Consider the following 16,974-nt stretch of genomic DNA (forward strand, 5'->3'; position numbering starts at 1 on the left):
TTTACGCACCTCCACCAAACATCGCCAGTTCGCGTTTCGATACATCTACTGAAAAGACAATGTTTTTATCTCCGGAAATTGAGAGAACAACCTTCCCAGTTTCTAGATGCGGAATGACCCTTGTCTCCGAATCTGTCAGCTGGCCTTTGAATACATTCTGAATGGCCGATAAGGATTGCGCGTCTTGCTGGCCGATAAATTTGTATTGCGTCAAATCGAACAAGGCTTTAACGTTTTCCGCATATTCATTATTGGAGCCGTCTGGAACAAAGTCGGAAATTAGATGCGATGCGAAGAACAATCCGCCAAAATACTTCCGCGCTTCCCGCATGAATTTATTCAAATACAGCACCGCTGGCTGTGAAACTTCCCGTGTGTTGATGAGGTGATGGCCTTCATCGATTAGGACCAAGAACTTCGATGCATCCTCAAACGCGAGCTTTCCTTTGTTGTAGGCATTGAACTGCGGTGCACCTTCTGAAATCATGCTGTCCCACAACATATTGAGAATGCTGAAAATCTGCGCCTGGTAGATTTCCGATTTCAAGTTGGTTAGATTTCGGAGCGGGAACGATACGATTCCTTCATCGTCGAAGCTTTCAATGGAAGATGTACCATCAAAAATGCTGCCATAGTTGTCGACCAAGTTTGTTAGGGACAGTTCGATATTTGATAGCCGTAGCTCCCGCTCCTGCGCTAAATTCTCATGCCGGATTTGCTGTTCAAAGTCTTGGTACAGTTCCGCCCTTACTAGAAAAAGAAGGTCTGAGAACGTCGGGTATTCACTCGCTTTGAATTTGGTAATCGGAATGATTTCATCCGGATCTCTTGACCATAACTTCCGTTCGACATAGAGTTTACGAAGCAGAATTTCAAACTCCGTACCCTCCGTTGGGTTCGCTTGTGGATTGATGAAGTTGTAGAACACGCTCATTTTGGATAGGTGCTGCGTAAAAGATTGCATCTCGTTTGTCGAACCATCTTCCTCGTTCGTCACCGTCTTGAATACCTGGAGCGGATTGATGATGCCACGAGATCCATCGAGTGCAATCTCTTTACCGCCCATCTCTTCGACCAGGCTTCTGAATTCTCCGGTCACGTCCAGGATGCGGACTTTATTGCCTTTACTGGCTTGATCCATCACCGTTTTCTTTAACAGCGTAGATTTCCCGGAGCCCATCTTCCCAACCATCAAGGCGTTATAGGACTTGCGGTTTTTATCTTTGTGGAAGAGGTCAAAGACGACGCTGCCGTTTGTCTCAGTGGTTCCGTAATAAGTGCCATGTTCGTCTGTCAGGCTGGTGTAATGGAAAGGATAACCGCCAGCCACCGACAGGGCTTGAATCTCTTTCCCTTTCCGTTTGTTGATGAACTGCAGCTGGTTGTCGTAGCTGGCGAAGATGCCGGACCACAAATAATCCTGTTCATTCAGCAAGACCGAACCTCGGAAGTTGAGGCTTTCCAGTTCATCCAATACTTGGCGCACCCGTTGCTCCAGTTCCTCGAATGTTTTGGCTTTCACGTAAGCCCGGAGATGGATACGCTTCATGATTTCGCCTTTGGTGATTTGCTTGTAGACGCCATCAAGCTCTTCGTAACTGGCCTTGGCATCGATGCGATCGACGTTATCTTTCGCAGTTTGATAGCGAGTATTTTGTTCGGCCATGGACTTGTTGATGGACTCGATAATTTCTTTCTTGTCGGCTGTGGCCACATCCAACGTGACGACTGCATGTTCAATCCGCATCAGTTCCTCCAGCCAGAAGTCACTGACCAGCGATTGGTACTTATAAACATGAATGCAGGAAACATAACCATCCCCTGTTTTCACATAGCCGCTCTCGAACTTAATGCCGCCTTGTGGTTGAATTTTCGACAGCAGATAAGGATTGAATCCTCTTTCTGCTTTCACTTCTTCGTCATTCTTTGGTTTCAGTAATGCGCTTAAAACATTCAGCATGTCGCGTCCTCCTATACTTCGGATAGTGGTTTAGAGTTTAAATTCGCTAGCTGGTACAAGATACTCAGCTTTTTATCTAGCGGCAGTTCAACGAGCGGGTTGCTGCGTGCCATTAACTTTCGGGCATGAACCTTGTTCTCCAGCATGGCTTTCTCATCATTGCTGTAGAGGAACAGGAAGAATTCGCGGTCTGTGCGGTTGTTTTCTAGAAACTCCAGGTCTTTCAATTTCTTTTCCAAGTGCGGCAGGTAATAGGGATTCTGATTCCGCCGAATGTCGCGCAGGACATGCCGTTTCGGAATCTCCAGATTGACGGGCGTATTGAGCGGGACCACTTTAACCGAGGGCAGATAGGCCTGGAAAAAGTGGGCCAGTGAATAGATATCGTTGTCTTTATCCGTCTCATTCAATGAATAGATGTCCTTGCTGGTGACTTGAAGGATTTCCATGAATTCGCCGTTCCGCATTTCAAAGAATTCGGAATCGGTGATGTCGACGATGGGCGCGATGTCCGCGAAAGAGGACAGGACTTTCTTTTTCGTGCTGCGCGCTTTCCGCTCGGCCGCGATGTCCTGCTCATCCAGCAAGGCGGGTCGGCTTTTGGATGTCGACCGTTTCTTTGTTTCTTCAAATAAAGCCATTTTTATTCCCCCTCTTCGTAATCAATGGCACTGTACGTGTCTTTTTTTCGGACCATTGCGTAGAGTATGGCTTGGTTCATTCGTTTCTGCGGGTTCGTGGCAGGGCGGATAATTAAGAACAGCCCGAACAGCACAATGAAGCCTGTAAACGGCCAGACCAGTGACGAATGAACAAAAGGCAAGACAATCATCCGCAGCAAGATCAACCCGATTATTAGAAAAAGGTCGAACAGGTACAGCGCTTTGTTGATTTTCAGCTCCGTTGTAATTTCATTCGGGATTTGGTAGATTCTCATCGTTGCCAGCTCCTTTATAAAAAAAGGACAGCGCAGTTTTGCGCCGTCCTCATCGGTTATCTATTTCTTCTGTAATTCTTGATGCGGTCCAGTGTGTTCGACTCTTGTTGATTCAAGTTATGCATGCGCGGTCGGCGGCTCTCATTTACACGCGTTCTATCGGTCTGTTGCGTGTCCTGGTGCTGATTCTGATTGACTGTCGTTTCATTCACGATGTTCTCGCGGGAAGAACTGTCTTGGTTGATTGTGCGGCTGCTTCCGCTCCTCGATGTCGCTGAACCTCCCGAAGCAGCTGGTGCTTCAGAATTAAAGCCGCCTGCACCCGAACCACGACTCGTATTCTCGGTTACGTTTCGGGAACCCTGCGTGGTATTGCCTTGCGATTCAGTTACCACAACGTTTTCATCCATTGTTTGGTCGCTGGCCGAGCGATTGATAGTGGTGGTCGTTTGCTGCCGTCCAGAAGAGCCGCTGCTGTTTTCTGTGCGATTTTGTGCAGTTGTTGAAGAAGGAGCAGAGCTGCTTGTATTCGGACTGGCTGCAGCACTTGGACCCCAACCCGAACTTCCGGCTGAGTTATCACGAACCGTTGTATGTCCGTCTGCCTGTTCATTGATGCTTTCGACCTCGTAATCCGTCCGGCCTGTTGTCCGTTGCTCCCTGCGTTCATTTTGGACACTTTCGGCAGTTGATGCCGCTGACGACCCGCCACTCGAACGATCTGCATCGTTTGGTGATGGTGCAGAACCACTTGATCCGACTTGTCTTGCATTGCCTCCAGAAATACTAGAATCGACGCGTTCTAAATCGTTTGGCGAAGGTTTATGTCCTCCGGATGCTCCCGTGCCTTGCGAGGGCTCCTGAGGGCCTTTTTCGTCACTAGGTAGATTTCCTTTAGCTGAATTGGCGTTTCCTGGAGAGTTGTTGCCGTTTCCGGATGTTCCGTTTGGTTCTGTTTTGCCTTTCGAAAGTTTAATGCCGTCATTCGGTGATGGCGCCTGTTCGTTTTTAGCGTCCTCATTTTTTTCAGCCAATCCAGTGTTGGTTCCTTTGTTGCCGGCCATTCCGCCAACAGCAATTCCAGCGGCTGTACCCCCTGCACCGTGTGCCCCACCTGCATCTTCACTGGCATTCGGTGACGCGGCACTTTCGGTAGCGGAACCATTCTTGGTACGTCCGCCAGTTGCCGTTCCGCTCTTGCCCTCTTCATCGTCTTCTTCTGAATCACCGGAACCACGGGGACCCTTGGCACGACTCATGGTATTCATGACAGCGCCTCCGGCACCCGAAATCAGTTTACCGCCGGCATACGCGCCTGCTAAGACGCCCCAGCCGTTTTTCAGGCCGGCATCAATGCCGAATAACCGTTCTACGATGTTCGGTCCGTCGATTACGGCAACCGAGAACGCAATCAATGCAATCAAATACGCCAAACCATCCAGTTCAGCAGCCACATAAGCGGTGCCAATCATGTAAATTTTCATGGAGAGGAAGATCAGGATGATGACGAGAAATGTATTCAGAATCGATTGCATGATTTTTTTGGTCTTTTGGCCATCGTGGATATCGGCCGGTGCCACAAGTAAGGCCAGGATGTAGTTGAACGTTAATTCAAAAGACAGCCTGGCCAGTTTGTATGCGATTGAGAAAAGCGTGAACGCCATGACAGCCAATGTCGTCAGCAATGTCAGCCAATTCACGTCGTAGCGATAATACCGTTCATTCGTCCAGGGCATCAGTTTACTGTCTTCCAATTCTACCAATTCTTTTTCACTCACAGACCATGTTAATTTATGCGCGAGTATTTCTCTCCCGTCCGGTGTCAGTTCCAATTCTGTCCGCTTTTTATCCAGCTTTTCTGTAACGGAAAGATGCCCAATCATGGAAAGTGGCAGCGTATTGGATGGATCGATATCGGTTGTTTCCCATCCGCCTTTATCAAACTCCATTAAATCCGTGAGCTGCCTCGAAACAATGTTGTCCGATAAAGAACCTTTTCCTTCATCGTACAGCTCGGTTGTATTGATGGCATTGATGGCCTCATCGGTAAATTCATTGGCTTTGCCCATTCCTTGGGACAGGGCGACGACGATGATCAGGGCGATAAACAAGTTCATGGCCATGCCTTCTCGGTCGAATTTCTTCTGGAATATCAGCATATAACCGGCGTAGAGCAGGCTGAACGCTAAAAGAATGTACAAAAAAGGGCGTATCGTGTCAACGAACGCCGCAATTTCTGGATTCTGAAAGAATTGTTTGACGAGCAACACGTCGTCTGTCACGCTTTCGAGTCCATCTACTATAAAGGCAAGCCCTTTGATAAACACCCAACCCAACCAGCGCACCATGTCGCTAATAGGAGTACCGACGCTTAAAAACTCGCTAAATTCCTCAATCTTTTCTACAATTTCCGCGTCTTTCATACAACCTCACTCCTTATCAAACCGCAGGAAATCATTTATGGAGATTTACAAAATGCTCAAGTTCTTGCGTCAACTCCATGTCTTCGTAACTTTCCACATCCAAATTCCCTTTCACCTCATTGTCCTCAACATAATAAAGCTCGTTGTACCGGTCAAAGCCATCGAACGGCAAGACGGGATTGCTTTCTTCCGCTCCTTCTTCCGATAGATACGAATTGTACATGCCGATTTCAACCTTTTCGTTCTCCGCTACCTCTTTCACATACGCCTGAAAGTCTTGGTCGTTTTCATTCACGATTAACAAAAAGCCATCTTTATCTTCTTCCATGTACTCTTTCATGTCTCCGATGTAAATCTGTTTGAAGTATTCCTTTTCACTGCAAGCGGCTAATAGAAAAACGATGCCTACCAAAGCGACGATTCTTTTCATAAAATCACTCCTAATTATTAGTTATGACAATGCTTCATTACCATTACCTTCGTTTCGCGCTGGTTTCCTCCACTCCGTAACTTAAGGAGCCGAAAGTCACTACCTCTTTGCCTGGGTAATGTTCTTTGAAGCATTGAAGAAATGCACTTCTGTCTAACTTAACATAACAAGCTGGGTTCATTACAGGGGATAGGACCTTTCCGTCACCTACATCCACGGTTAGATAATCGCCTTTGGTTTCATCATAAAAGGTATACTCGAATACAAATACCTGATCAAAATAGTTGTTTTCCATCACATCAAATACAATATCGCCTTCCGTTTTGGTGTAATAGGGCGAGAAATAATCTGACAGTTTTTGCAGGGTTGCGGCCTTCTTCATCGCTTCTTCCCTATTCTGTGCTTCAAAGACGTGATTGGTACCGACCGATATTTCGAATTCATCGCTCTGGTAGAGAAACGAAACTGCGTAATTCATTTTAGGTGACCTCCTTTAGTCGGGTGCTGTGCTAGTAAATCGTGTACCGCTAGATCCAATTGGTCGTCAAACTGTTCAATCAACGTGACAACTTTCTTTTCGCCATCCGGATTCTCTTCTTTATACACCGTCAGCATGCCGTCCGTTAGTTTAACGGTCAAGATGTCTCCAGCCTCGAGCCGGTCTTCGCGCGACAGCAAATAGCGGTCCAGCTGCTCTATTTTCTCGTTCATCCAGTTACACGCTCCTCTTCTTCTTTTATTTTCGTCAATGTGCTGTTTATCTTCGTTAAGATGACGGAGCAGAACTTGTCTTCAACTTGGTGATCATTGGCCAAGATGAACTCTCGGAAATCGATGATGCCCATATCCAGATATCCCTCTGGGTTTTCAGCATCCACATTTTTAAGGAAGGTGCTGTTGAAGAGCTGCTGGACCTTGTAATGATCATTCACGAACTGATTGAAGTCGATCTCTTTCTGCATCTCCGCTCTTCGTTTCTCGTGCCGAGCAGCGGCATTCTTCTGTTTGACGGAAGCGACGGCTGCCGATTTTTCAGTACCCTCCTTTTCTAGCAACTGTTTGATTAAGTTATCCGCAAAGTTATTCGTAGTAAATGAAGCCCGAAGCTGGTTCAAGTCCGTCATGGAATGCTCGCATGGGATGTCGATGTCGTTAATGGAATTATCGGTATTGTAATACGCCGACAGGTACTCCCAGCGATATTTGAGCGCGGTCTTTCCGGTCAAGAAAATCGGGTAGGACTTGATGCGCTTCCGGTCCTTGTCCTGCCGCTTGATGATGCGGATCACAATCATCTCCCCTTCTTTCAGCCCCATGACTTCGGTGGCCGTCATCAGTCTCCTCGAATCCACACTCTCTGTCTTGGACTTGCTCATGGACAATGTCTGGCCGGAGCGGGACTTCGTGAGGATCGTTTCATCGCCCAGTTTCTTAGAAATCAATTCAGCCGTCGATTCGTCTGCGGTCAATAGATACAGCGTGTTCCCGCAGTTCCCGTCGATGGTCTTCCAGTCGTCGCCATACAGGTTTTCAAGCTGCGCGTAGGCTTGGATGACCAAATTAAAACGGATGTTTCGGCCTAGGCAAACCGTGACGATATTGGCCATCCCTTCAATCGCCGGCATGTTCCCGAATTCATCCAGGATAAAGATGACTTCACGATGACACTTGCCGCCTTCCGAGTTCGAAGCGATGCGGGCTAAGTTCGTATAGACTTGCTTGACGTAAAGGGACCCGATGACATTCAATGTGGCATCGTAATCCGGCACAATCATGAAGACCGCGGTCGGCTTATCGAATTCCATGATGGCTTGTATTTCCACGTTACCGCTCCCTACTTCGTGTTCCAGAAGCCCTTCGTGAATCATCACGCCATCTTTCCGCTCCCGTTCAATCAATCCGGTGACATTCACCACAGTTTCCTCTTTGCCAACCTTTATAGTGAAGGAATCGCCAACCTGTAGCGGGTGCTTATGGAACAGCGTGAACATGCCGTCTGCGTCCGTCCGGATCGTGGCCGTTTCTTTATTAGAAAAAGTGACATGAATGCGTGTATCTGGAGTGGTCTTCCCTTTGATCCAGCGGGAAAAGCCGATTTTCGACATATCGAATGAATTTCGCGATGTCAGCTTTGCCGTTCCGTCCAATGTGAAGACGCCGAGCTTGGCATTGGCGTTGGCTAAGATGCTGGCCCGCGTTTGACCGCTGGAGAAGTTGATTGTTGCATACTGCATCTTGGCCGGATGATTCTCAGGGAACTTGGAAAAGAAATCGTCCAGGGCACTTACTTCCTCTTCGTCTTCATTCATCACTGTGCGCGTCCCTAAATCCGAGAGCATCAACGCGACGTTGTACATGTTGATTTTCTCCCGCTCCAGTTTGCATTGTTCGCACAAAGCTAAGATAAGCGCGGTACATAAATCCGTTGCCGAGTTCGCCCAGAAGGGATCCTTTGCTTTCGGATCGTGGTAAAGCATGAAGGCCACAGAGCGGGCGTATTGCTGTGATAAGGAATAGTTGCCTTCTATGAACGCATCGATGGTGAGCTGCAGCAGATTGTAGGACATGCTCTGGATGGGATTCATCAGATTCAGGACTTCGACGTGATACCCCAGCCCTTCGAGCGTATCTTTGGAAGCTGCGTACAGTTCGCCTTTTGGATCGTTCAGAATCATGCTGGCTTGCTTCTCAGCACGGCTGTAGATGTCGATGGCCGAGAAGACGAATGTTTCCCCCTTCCCGCTTCGTGTGGTACCGATGACCATGTTATTCACGGGACTGTCGTCGATGAAGATCCGCTTCTTATGCCGGGCTACCGGCACCCCGCCGCTGCCTTTGAACTTCTCCCCTTTTTCGGGGACATCTCGGTACTGTTGCTGGATTTCCTTGAACGTGGTGAAGCGGGCACTGCCTTTCTGCTCTTTCTTGATTTGGCCGAAGTTGGTGATGTATTTGAATGTAAGTACAACAGCCGGCACAAACGCGAGCAAGAACAGCACAGCATAGACAAGGCTTGCTGTTTCTAAGAAGGGGAAAGTATAAAACATTTCCGTTGTCAGATTGATCGGCTCCGGTTCAAGTAGGCTTCCGGTATTGAATGTCTTCTGGAATACTTCAACGATTGCATTCAACAAGGCATTCAGTGTAAGAAAGAAGACCGAGAATGACATCGCCAGTAGCAGCAATGGAATCCCGATCTTCTTCAGGTAATAAATAAAACTTTCATTGAACATCCATCTCTTCCTCCTTTAGAGCATCGCCAATTCGTCTTGTTTCTTCTTCAATTCATCCGTGATGCCTTTAATGGCCTTGTCGTCCTTTTTAGAAGCTTTTTTGGCATCTGCTAACTTGTCCTCAAGTGTTTTGATTTCCGCTGTCAGGACCTCGTGCAAATCGATCTTCTGCTCCAGTTCATCACTGTTGTTGTTGTGCAGCTCTGCTTTGGCTTCTTCAAGCTTTCCGAGCTTCAGCAGGCCATACGTTTTCATCTCCGAACGTTCGACCGTCATGTTGATGGAAGGGAGATTCATCATCAATTCGTAGTCTCCTTCAAAGTAAGCCAAATCGAATCGGGCTTCGTTTGTCGGGTACAGCTGATTGAACTCACTGATCTGCATGATTTTCTCCTCTTTCTCCAATTGGGGATTCTTCAGGATGAGCGTTTCCACGTACACGGTATCCTCCATAATCTCTACAGCCTTCTCGAATTCACTTTTTTCGAGATAAAGAGCGGCCAGTATCCGTTTTTGGCTTTCGCTCAACGTGTCCTGGGCTTCGAGGGATTCCAAGAACTCTTCCTCTTCTCCCAATAAGCCGTATTCATAGGTTTCAATCGTTTGTTCCTGTTGGCTGACAATGCCGCGGCCTTCCTTGAGAGCTTCCTCATACTGCGCTTTCTGCAGGAAGAATAAAGCCGTCACGAACAACAGACCGGCGCCGAAGGCAGCAGCCAGTGTGTACACCGTGACCCGCTGCCACTTCTTCAGTCGGGAGATGCGGTCTTTACCGACATTGACGAGTGTTCGGTCGATGGTTTCTTCTTTTTTGAATTCTTCCGGCGTCAACTGTTCAATCTGTTCCAGCAAAAAGAGCTTGTCGCCCTGCTTTTCCTTCTCGACGCGGATTTTCGTGGCCCGGTCTTTGATTTGGTGATACAGGTTCGGGTAATCATAGGATCCGAAATTGAAGACCCCTTTATAGAGATCCAGGCCGTCTTTGCCAATTACAAAGAACTCCGCAGCTGCTTCGCGTTGTTCATTGCGGTAAGCCAGCTCCAGTTCGTGTGTGAGTGCCACCGCTTGGCTAAACTCCAGCTTCTCATGGTTTGGAATGGAATCAGCAGGAGCTCCCACAAAGAGTATTTTTAACATAGAAATAGTCTCCTTTATCCGATTAATAGAAAAAAGCCACTCATTCCGGAGTGGCTTCTTCTTGTGTAGCTATTAAAATTTGATGTTGTCGTTGATGCTTTCGGCCATGTTGTAGGCTCCCATTACAATGACCAAACCGACTACCGCCCCAATGAAAAAGCCAATCGCTTTTGGACGCCCGCGATCTCCGCCCCATATAAGGTAATACCCTCCTATACAAATCGCGATAGCTGAAGAAAGTATGCCGAATCTTTGCGCCCATTCTAGTACGGCGACACCAGTGCTCATTGCTCCATCCATTTAAAACCCCTCCTTTTATTTTTAGGAATTCTGTAAAGCTGTTCCGGTGTTAGCGGCTTTGCGTTCTTTCTTCAAGAGGTTCATTAATAACGGGATGTTTTCGGAAACCACTTCCCGGTGTTTTTCTTCTAACCAGTCATCGTAATCTTTGCCGTTAAAGGCCAAGAGATCCTCCGCATTCGCCTTCAGTTCCTTTTGTTCCTTTGTTGCTGCCATTCATAAAACCGCCTTTCGTTTTTGGTTGGTAGTAGCACACCATTAAGAACAGTAAGGATAGGCGAATTTATAGCCGGTTCATTCGCTAACTCTATGCAGCGTATAGCTGCAACGCACAGGGTTTTTAGCTCACCCAGAACTACAATGTGGCAACGGGACAACAGCCAGTTTTAGGAGACTCTGGCCAAACCATCTCGACGTATATCTATACCGCAAGTTGCCATTTGCGACAGACACGCACTATGAAGTTGTCCTTTTTGTTGCTTACTGTTCTTAATGGCATGCTACTGATGGCTCATTTTACTTTTTTAATACCGTTTACTTTCAACAATTCGTCGTGGGCATTCTTCCGTTTGGCCAAAAGCTGTTTGTCCGAAATCACTGAACGCGTTCGATAGTAGAGATCCGCAATGTGACGAACTTCGCCGGACTCTTTCTCCACACCAACAGCCCCTTTCAATTCATACGTCTTTCCTTCGAATGTTTTTAAGCTGGATGCCGATGCCAATTCATATAGATAAAACCGCTCTGCCATCTGATTACACCTCGCTTCCGTGTTCTTGTCTTTAAACCAGACATGCTCCCAAGGAAAGTTCTTCATGGATATTCCCAGTGACTCGACCAGTAATCTCACATTCTGAGCGGTCGGGTTTTCGTTTTTTCGCTGTTCCCACATACTGATGGTGCTTTGCGGAATCTGTTTGCCGGTCCTGTCGGATAACTCCGACTGGGAAATGCCGAGTGCCATTCGTTGTTCCTTGATCCAATCGCCAAACCATACAGGCATTTTAAATCCCCCTATCAACGGTTCTAAAAACATAGCAATTTAGTGATTTGAGTGTATCAGCATACCGATAATATTACAACGGTATGCTGATAAATAAAACAGTATACCGATACTTTAGGCCGATAAAGCCCTATTTCTAGGGTTTTTTGTAAGAGCGGCGTTTTTAGTTTTTAAGTCGAATGGTGTCGAATATAGGTGGGTATTGTAGGAGGGTTTTTGCAGTTCGGGATAAAGGAACACGAAAAGTGGGCATATACACACCCGACACGATGACTTATGTATCATTTTGATTTTATCTGAATTTTGTAGGAAATCTATTGCCATTGTTAGGGATTATAGTTTGAGGTAAAATATCTTGTATTAAAGATTTATAAATGATCTGGTGAGTACAAGCGGTACATGGCATAAACCAGAATGTAAATGAAAAGAGGTATTGTATGCAAATTGATGAGGCAGTGACTACTCGAATTCAGCAGCTATTGAAGGAAAGAGGATGGACTGCAAACGAGTTGATCAGACGCTCGGGCGTCAAACAATCCACCATGGCCGAAATAATGTCTGGCAGATCCAAGTATCCGCGGATCAACACGATTAAGAATATTGCTCATGGATTCGGCATGACGCTGTCCGAATTTTTCGATCACAAAATTTTCGAGGATTAAGAAGCTATCAAGTAAAGAAATACGTTACGATTAGCATGATTAGGTAAAATGCAAGGAGCAGCGTAGCAATCCCGATAGCGAACCGAAGGATTGTTTTAAAGATGTAAACCAGTCCGCTCCAAAGGCTTTCAGAAAACATGGCCAAAACTACCAACACGCCCAATGGTAAAAATAAGCCTTTGGGAAGTGTTGCTACAAATAGGATGATCCCCAGAAAAAAAAGCCCCTTCAATTTAATATCCGCATTCATGAACTTCTCTTTTACTCTCGCAATTTCCATCGCTATTCCCTCCTTCTTTTATAAAAACTTATCAACTGTTGAGTCCGGTACACTTACAACGATAGTGTTGAGTTCACGATATCTAGACAAATCACCACTATCCATTTCAATAAGTTCGTATCCTTCGAACTATTCATTATTGGCTTGTGTAGGTGTGTTCTCTACTACTGGTTCATTAACACCGCAGGGGTCATTTCTTCTTTTCCTTCCTTTTATTTGTTTCAGCTAGGTTCCTTCTTGAACATCTGTTTCAAGGGTAACAATCTCTTGCGGATTTTTTCTGATTCGGTCCAGCCTAACATAAAGATGGTCGTTAAAAGTACAATTAAATAGTTGATTTTCTTTTTCATTTTAGCACTTCAATAATAGTTTTATTTACTGGTTCTTCATTCCTCATTGACTGGCACAAAATTTTACACACGGAGCTCAAATCATTTGCAATCTTTATCCTCTATCACTTCTATATGAAACTAGTAGCCAATCAGATATGATTTACAATCATTCTATATTTTCTTTTGTAAAACATGAAACCCTCAGCATTTTTAATTGTTATCAGATACTGGCATGCTTGGCGTATACACGTATGCAAGCATACATCTGACTAAATCTTCTAAAATAAAATCTGTTTAATTATCTACCTAACAAAGGTAGAAAAATCTACCTCGCAAAAGTAGAAATATCCACCTAACACAAGTAGAAATATCTACTTGTGTTAGGTGGATGGTTTTTAAGGAAAGAATAATAAGAACTCAATATGATTATTCTTCATTTTCATTAAAGAATTCTGTCATATACTCAAATTGCTTTTGTTGTCTGTCAGTCAATTCATTTTTTGTGTAATATTCTACAAGTTCTGAAATGATAGCATAGGTTTTATTTTCGTCCATGAATTTTCCAAGGACTCCAATTTGAGTATGAAGATCATGAGGAACTTTAATAGATTTGACATTATTATTTTTACCCACTACCGACTTAGTTTTGCGAGCAGGTTTTGTCTTTAGTTCAGAAACTGGAATTGCAGTTTTTTTCTCTACTGGAGGAATTGAGACAGCCTTTTCTTTATTGATAGGCTCATTACTTGTAAGTTGTAGTCGATTTGATTGCTCATTATTAAACTTAAAATCGTTTTGGCTACTTATTACTACAGGTTTTGGTCTCTCAAGAGTATTAGTTTTTGTTTTTTTCTTAATTAAAGGTCCTTTCTTTGAGTTTTCAGACATGGGTATTTTCCTCCTCAAATCTTGCAAGTTTTTCCTCGATTTCATCCACTACATCTAAAAAGGTTTGATGTGCTTTACGATCATGATGATCCTCGTTTTTAATTCCGGTTACATCCCAAGCCTTTAAGCGTTCTAAATGCTTTATAACATTTTTGAAGACATTATCCTCTCCAAAAAGTTCAGTGGCACGTTCAACTGTACTTTGATCAACTCGGCCCCCTGCTCTAAGAAGAACTGGCAATACACCAAGAACTTGTATATCTGCTTCATATTCGTCTGCCATAAATTGCAGATACGATACATAAGTTTCGGCACCTTCCAAAGATAGTTCTTGGGCTTGCAATATAATAAGGACATAATCAGAAGCCATCATGGCATTGTCAGAGTAATCACTGATAGTCGGTGGTACATCAATGAAAATATAGTCATAATCTGCTTTTAATGGTTCTAGTAGTGTTTTTAATAAAGTAATTTGATCTAAATCATTTTGATAGTTTTGATATAAAAATTTTGAAAAGTTTTTGAAAGAAACAGCTGCAGGAATCAAATCAAGATTTTCTGTAACTTTGACAACCACATCTCGGAGATTACCATTCTTGAAGCCATCAAATATAGTTTGATTAATCTCTTCAATTCCTGCTGATCGAGCAATCAAGGTACTCGCATTTCCCTGGGGGTCCATATCAACAAGCAATACCTTTTTATTATGTACTTTTGCATACTCCCAGCTCGTCATTACCGAGACTTTGGTTTTTCCTACTCCACCTTTAAAATTACCTACAACTATTGTTTTGGCTACCATCGCTATTCCTCCTAATTTTTATCTTCTAAACAAACTTCTACCTAACAAACTTCTACTTCTGTATATATCTGATAATAACACAAGTGGAAGTTCGTGAGAATATAAAGTTAAATGTAATACAACTGTAATATTTGATGAAAGATCTAACCATAAGTAGAAAAGTAGAAATATCTACTTGTGTGAGGATAAACTTGTTATTAACGTAAGTAGATAAGTGGAAATATCTACTTATGTGAGAATAGAGATAGTTCTAACATAGGTAGAAAAGTGGAAATATCTACTTCATTTATAAACTGAGCTTAATTAGCTATAAGTAGAAAAGTAGAAATATCTACTTATGTGAGAATAGATTTATTATTAACATAAGTAGAAAAGTAGAAATATCTACTTGCGTTAAAATGAATTACTTTATAACAGAAGTAGAAATATCTACTTCTGTTATAAAGTAATTAGAAGAAATTTTATTTTAAACCCTTAGGAGACAATGTTTGTAGACAATATAAAGTGCTCGTAAATTATCACGCTAACTACATAAGTAGAAAAGTAGAAATATCTACTTCTGCGAAGTTCATACTAAATATTACGTAGGTAGAAAAGTAGAAATATCTACTTGTGTGAGAATGAAAAATATTCTAACACAAGTAGAAAAGTAGAAATATCTACTTGTGCAATAATAATGATATATTCTCACTAAAGTAGAAAAGTGGAAATATCTACTTATGCTAGAATGCTCTCGTTTATAACATAAGTAGAAAAGTAGAAATATCTACTTATGCGAAAAAGAATTTTATTCTAACAAAAGTAGAAAAGTGGAAATATCTACTTTTGTACCCTTAGAAACCCTGATATAACGCTATTTACAGACTCTATTCGTTGCTTTAGGTTATGAGGTAGAAGGAAATCTGTAGAGTTATTATTGGATAGGGAAGGGGGCTGCTTTGTGTTAATGATGACTAATGTTTTTGAAATACTTCTCCATGAAGGAATCCATAGTTACAAGAAAAAAAACTCATCTACCCCTCTTCCTCACTTAATCGAAGATCAGAAACAAACAAAGAAACATAAAAAAGGTGCGATTGGCGTTACGCGTTCCAAGGAAGATCTATCGACACCTGGTGGTGTCAAAGGGTACGTGATTACGTCGAAAGAGACTCTCTTGGAGGATTCTGTTGAACTTTCTCATTGGACCCCCAATGTACACAATTACTTAGGGTACGTCGATAAAGAAAAGCGGCATCTCAAGGGACACACCGAAAAGAACCTGCAGCAAATCAATACGTTTATTGTCGACATCGACACGAAAAAACAGCCTTATACGGAAATTCTGACCGCTGCGCTCGATTACAGTGTGGGAATTCCAACGATGGTCCTGGAGACGCCGAAAGGGTTTCAGGTCTATTTTGTGTTGGAAACGCCGCTTTTCATCAGCAACCAGAACGACTATCGCGGATTGAAGGTCGCAAAACGCATTTCGGAGAACATCCGGCGCAGCTTGGCCAAGGTTTTGCAGGGAGTGGATCTCTCCTGTAATGACTTTGGCTTTTTCCGCATGCCTTCAGAAGACAACGTCCGCTGGTTCTCTGAAAAGATGGTCTTTTCCCTGCACAAACTGATTTCGTGGTCGAAACGGCAGGACGATGACCAAAACCGTGGATTATTCGTCGTGGAATCGAAAGGGGAGGGGCTTGATCCGACACATGCCGAGTGGTTCCGGGAATTATTGGCCACACGTCACGTAAAAGGAAGCGACGGACAGATTGGCCGGGACAACTTGATGTACACGCTCGCCTTGGCTTGTTACAGCGCCGGAAAAGGACAGGGGGAGACGCTGGATCTGCTAGACGAATACAATTCCTCTCTCGAAGCGCCTGTGCGACACACTGAGGTTCAGAAAATCGTCAAGAGCGCCTATAAGGGCCGTTTCAAAGGAGCAAGTCAGATTTATATTCAGGAGCTATTAGAAGCCTGGTTGCCAGGAAAAGATATTCCGGTCACGAATCACCTCGGAGGCTGGTACAAATTCAAGAAGGAACGGAAGGATCGCGTCCGCAGCCACTACGACGAGTGGGAAGAGGATCTGCTTGCCTATATCCAATCGGAGACCAGTACGGTTCAGCCAATCAAATGGACAACCCAAAGCGCATTATGTGAAGCCGTGGGCATTCCACGCAGCACATTCAACGAAGTCATCCGGAAATCCAAAAAAATTCTCATTAAACGAATCGGAAAAGGGCGCGGTGCGCAGACCGGGTTAACCTCTGTGGCGGTGCTTCTTCAGTGTGCCCTTGAATTCAACCAGCAACATCGGGCTCTGTACTACGAAGCAATCTCGTTAATGAATGGTTCACGTGAGAACGCAAGCGCTTTGTGGGAACTTGAAAACCAACTCGCGGTGCTGACCCGCTTCTCTGAAAACCGGCCTTTAACTGGAAAAAAATTCAATTCTTCTTAATTGTCCAATCTGCCAATACATATCTGTATACGTGTTCTGTTTCGAGATCTGTATTTTACCTATAGGCTCTTTTGTGGTTTAACGAATTGATTTTGGGGATCTTCTGTCGACCTGTTAAACTAAATGTAAAGAAGG

Annotated in this window: 17 protein-coding genes and 1 CRISPR repeat array; of the genes, 2 read left to right on the plus strand and 15 right to left on the minus strand. The window is 44.3% G+C overall.

The window, feature by feature from the left end:
* Position 1 precedes the first annotated feature (1 nt).
* From Q0785_RS11660 to Q0785_RS11715, 12 genes are all read right to left on the minus strand, one after another.
* Positions 2–1,960 (minus strand): type IV secretion system protein VirB4, encoded by a 1,959-nt coding sequence (locus tag Q0785_RS11660; protein ID WP_298829903.1) that lies wholly within the window; start codon positions 1,958–1,960, stop codon positions 2–4.
* An 11-nt stretch (positions 1,961–1,971) separates the two neighbouring features.
* Entirely contained in the window at positions 1,972–2,601 is a 630-nt protein-coding gene (locus tag Q0785_RS11665) for a hypothetical protein (RefSeq protein ID WP_149456980.1), read from the minus strand.
* Positions 2,602–2,603: 2 nt separating this feature from the next.
* A complete protein-coding gene (locus Q0785_RS11670) occupies positions 2,604–2,897 on the minus strand; it encodes a DUF5592 family protein (RefSeq protein WP_149456981.1) in 294 nt (97 codons plus the stop codon).
* 56 nt (positions 2,898–2,953) lie between these two features.
* Entirely contained in the window at positions 2,954–5,320 is a 2,367-nt protein-coding gene (locus Q0785_RS11675) for a pLS20_p028 family conjugation system transmembrane protein (protein ID WP_298829907.1), read from the minus strand.
* A gap of 31 nt (positions 5,321–5,351) precedes the next feature.
* Positions 5,352–5,750: a membrane lipoprotein lipid attachment site-containing protein gene (locus Q0785_RS11680; protein ID WP_149456983.1), complete on the minus strand. Its 399-nt coding sequence runs from the start codon at positions 5,748–5,750 to the stop codon at positions 5,352–5,354.
* Between the two features lie 43 nt (positions 5,751–5,793).
* A complete protein-coding gene (locus tag Q0785_RS11685) occupies positions 5,794–6,228 on the minus strand; it encodes a hypothetical protein (protein ID WP_298829911.1) in 435 nt (144 codons plus the stop codon).
* Positions 6,225–6,461, minus strand: a complete 237-nt coding sequence (locus Q0785_RS11690; RefSeq protein ID WP_298829913.1) for a hypothetical protein — start codon at positions 6,459–6,461, stop codon at positions 6,225–6,227. Before Q0785_RS11690 ends, Q0785_RS11685 begins: the two co-directional genes overlap by 4 nt.
* Entirely contained in the window at positions 6,458–8,983 is a 2,526-nt protein-coding gene (locus Q0785_RS11695; RefSeq protein ID WP_298829915.1) for a VirD4-like conjugal transfer protein, CD1115 family, read from the minus strand. The genes Q0785_RS11690 and Q0785_RS11695 overlap by 4 nt, the downstream gene beginning before the upstream one ends.
* Before the next feature lie 15 nt (positions 8,984–8,998).
* The gene (locus Q0785_RS11700; protein WP_298829917.1) at positions 8,999–10,120 is read right to left on the minus strand and encodes a hypothetical protein; all 1,122 of its coding nucleotides are present in this window, start codon (positions 10,118–10,120) and stop codon (positions 8,999–9,001) included.
* A gap of 72 nt (positions 10,121–10,192) precedes the next feature.
* Positions 10,193–10,420, minus strand: a complete 228-nt coding sequence (locus tag Q0785_RS11705; protein WP_149456988.1) for a hypothetical protein — start codon at positions 10,418–10,420, stop codon at positions 10,193–10,195.
* Between the two features lie 21 nt (positions 10,421–10,441).
* Positions 10,442–10,636, minus strand: a complete 195-nt coding sequence (locus tag Q0785_RS11710; RefSeq protein WP_298829919.1) for a hypothetical protein — start codon at positions 10,634–10,636, stop codon at positions 10,442–10,444.
* Positions 10,637–10,931: 295 nt separating this feature from the next.
* Entirely contained in the window at positions 10,932–11,423 is a 492-nt protein-coding gene (locus Q0785_RS11715; protein WP_298829921.1) for a helix-turn-helix transcriptional regulator, read from the minus strand.
* Positions 11,424–11,860: 437 nt separating this feature from the next.
* On the opposite strand from Q0785_RS11715, the gene Q0785_RS11720 reads away from it, so the two are divergent.
* On the plus strand, positions 11,861–12,085 hold the full coding sequence (locus Q0785_RS11720) for a helix-turn-helix transcriptional regulator (protein WP_298829923.1): 225 nt from the start codon (positions 11,861–11,863) through the stop codon (positions 12,083–12,085).
* Positions 12,086–12,092: 7 nt separating this feature from the next.
* On the opposite strand, the gene Q0785_RS11725 is transcribed toward Q0785_RS11720, so the two are convergent.
* From Q0785_RS11725 to Q0785_RS11735, 3 genes are all read right to left on the minus strand, one after another.
* The gene (locus tag Q0785_RS11725) at positions 12,093–12,365 is read right to left on the minus strand and encodes a hypothetical protein (protein WP_149456992.1); all 273 of its coding nucleotides are present in this window, start codon (positions 12,363–12,365) and stop codon (positions 12,093–12,095) included.
* Between the two features lie 758 nt (positions 12,366–13,123).
* Positions 13,124–13,585, minus strand: a complete 462-nt coding sequence (locus tag Q0785_RS11730) for a hypothetical protein (RefSeq protein WP_149456993.1) — start codon at positions 13,583–13,585, stop codon at positions 13,124–13,126.
* Positions 13,578–14,393 (minus strand): ParA family protein, encoded by an 816-nt coding sequence (locus Q0785_RS11735; protein ID WP_203341333.1) that lies wholly within the window; start codon positions 14,391–14,393, stop codon positions 13,578–13,580. Before Q0785_RS11735 ends, Q0785_RS11730 begins: the two co-directional genes overlap by 8 nt.
* A 529-nt stretch (positions 14,394–14,922) precedes the next feature.
* A CRISPR array of direct repeats spans positions 14,923–15,212; the repeat unit is 24 nt; unit sequence GTAGAAAAGTAGAAATATCTACTT.
* A 121-nt stretch (positions 15,213–15,333) separates the two neighbouring features.
* On the opposite strand from Q0785_RS11735, the gene Q0785_RS11740 reads away from it, so the two are divergent.
* Complete coding sequence (locus Q0785_RS11740; protein ID WP_298830177.1) at positions 15,334–16,839, plus strand: primase C-terminal domain-containing protein; 1,506 nt, start codon at positions 15,334–15,336, stop codon at positions 16,837–16,839.
* The last annotated feature ends 135 nt before the right edge of the window (positions 16,840–16,974 follow it).

The sequence above is a fragment of the uncultured Planococcus sp. genome, from assembly GCF_947501725.1.
Taxonomy (GTDB): Bacteria; Bacillota; Bacilli; order Bacillales_A; family Planococcaceae; genus Planococcus; species Planococcus donghaensis_C.

What these genes read in the sequence shown, in the direction of transcription:
- Q0785_RS11710 (WP_298829919.1), bottom strand. Translation starts at nt 10,636, where the DNA reads ATGGCAGCAACAAAGGAACAAAAGGAACTGAAGGCGAATGCGGAGGAT.
- Q0785_RS11690 (WP_298829913.1), bottom strand. Translation starts at nt 6,461, where the DNA reads ATGAACGAGAAAATAGAGCAGCTGGACCGCTATTTGCTGTCGCGCGAA.
- Q0785_RS11740 (WP_298830177.1), top strand. Translation starts at nt 15,334, where the DNA reads ATGATGACTAATGTTTTTGAAATACTTCTCCATGAAGGAATCCATAGT.
- Q0785_RS11700 (WP_298829917.1), bottom strand. Translation starts at nt 10,120, where the DNA reads ATGTTAAAAATACTCTTTGTGGGAGCTCCTGCTGATTCCATTCCAAAC.
- Q0785_RS11695 (WP_298829915.1), bottom strand. Translation starts at nt 8,983, where the DNA reads ATGTTCAATGAAAGTTTTATTTATTACCTGAAGAAGATCGGGATTCCA.
- Q0785_RS11705 (WP_149456988.1), bottom strand. Translation starts at nt 10,420, where the DNA reads ATGGATGGAGCAATGAGCACTGGTGTCGCCGTACTAGAATGGGCGCAA.
- Q0785_RS11675 (WP_298829907.1), bottom strand. Translation starts at nt 5,320, where the DNA reads ATGAAAGACGCGGAAATTGTAGAAAAGATTGAGGAATTTAGCGAGTTT.
- Q0785_RS11715 (WP_298829921.1), bottom strand. Translation starts at nt 11,423, where the DNA reads ATGCCTGTATGGTTTGGCGATTGGATCAAGGAACAACGAATGGCACTC.
- Q0785_RS11665 (WP_149456980.1), bottom strand. Translation starts at nt 2,601, where the DNA reads ATGGCTTTATTTGAAGAAACAAAGAAACGGTCGACATCCAAAAGCCGA.
- Q0785_RS11725 (WP_149456992.1), bottom strand. Translation starts at nt 12,365, where the DNA reads ATGGAAATTGCGAGAGTAAAAGAGAAGTTCATGAATGCGGATATTAAA.
- Q0785_RS11660 (WP_298829903.1), bottom strand. Translation starts at nt 1,960, where the DNA reads ATGCTGAATGTTTTAAGCGCATTACTGAAACCAAAGAATGACGAAGAA.
- Q0785_RS11730 (WP_149456993.1), bottom strand. Translation starts at nt 13,585, where the DNA reads ATGTCTGAAAACTCAAAGAAAGGACCTTTAATTAAGAAAAAAACAAAA.
- Q0785_RS11680 (WP_149456983.1), bottom strand. Translation starts at nt 5,750, where the DNA reads ATGAAAAGAATCGTCGCTTTGGTAGGCATCGTTTTTCTATTAGCCGCT.
- Q0785_RS11670 (WP_149456981.1), bottom strand. Translation starts at nt 2,897, where the DNA reads ATGAGAATCTACCAAATCCCGAATGAAATTACAACGGAGCTGAAAATC.
- Q0785_RS11685 (WP_298829911.1), bottom strand. Translation starts at nt 6,228, where the DNA reads ATGAATTACGCAGTTTCGTTTCTCTACCAGAGCGATGAATTCGAAATA.
- Q0785_RS11720 (WP_298829923.1), top strand. Translation starts at nt 11,861, where the DNA reads ATGCAAATTGATGAGGCAGTGACTACTCGAATTCAGCAGCTATTGAAG.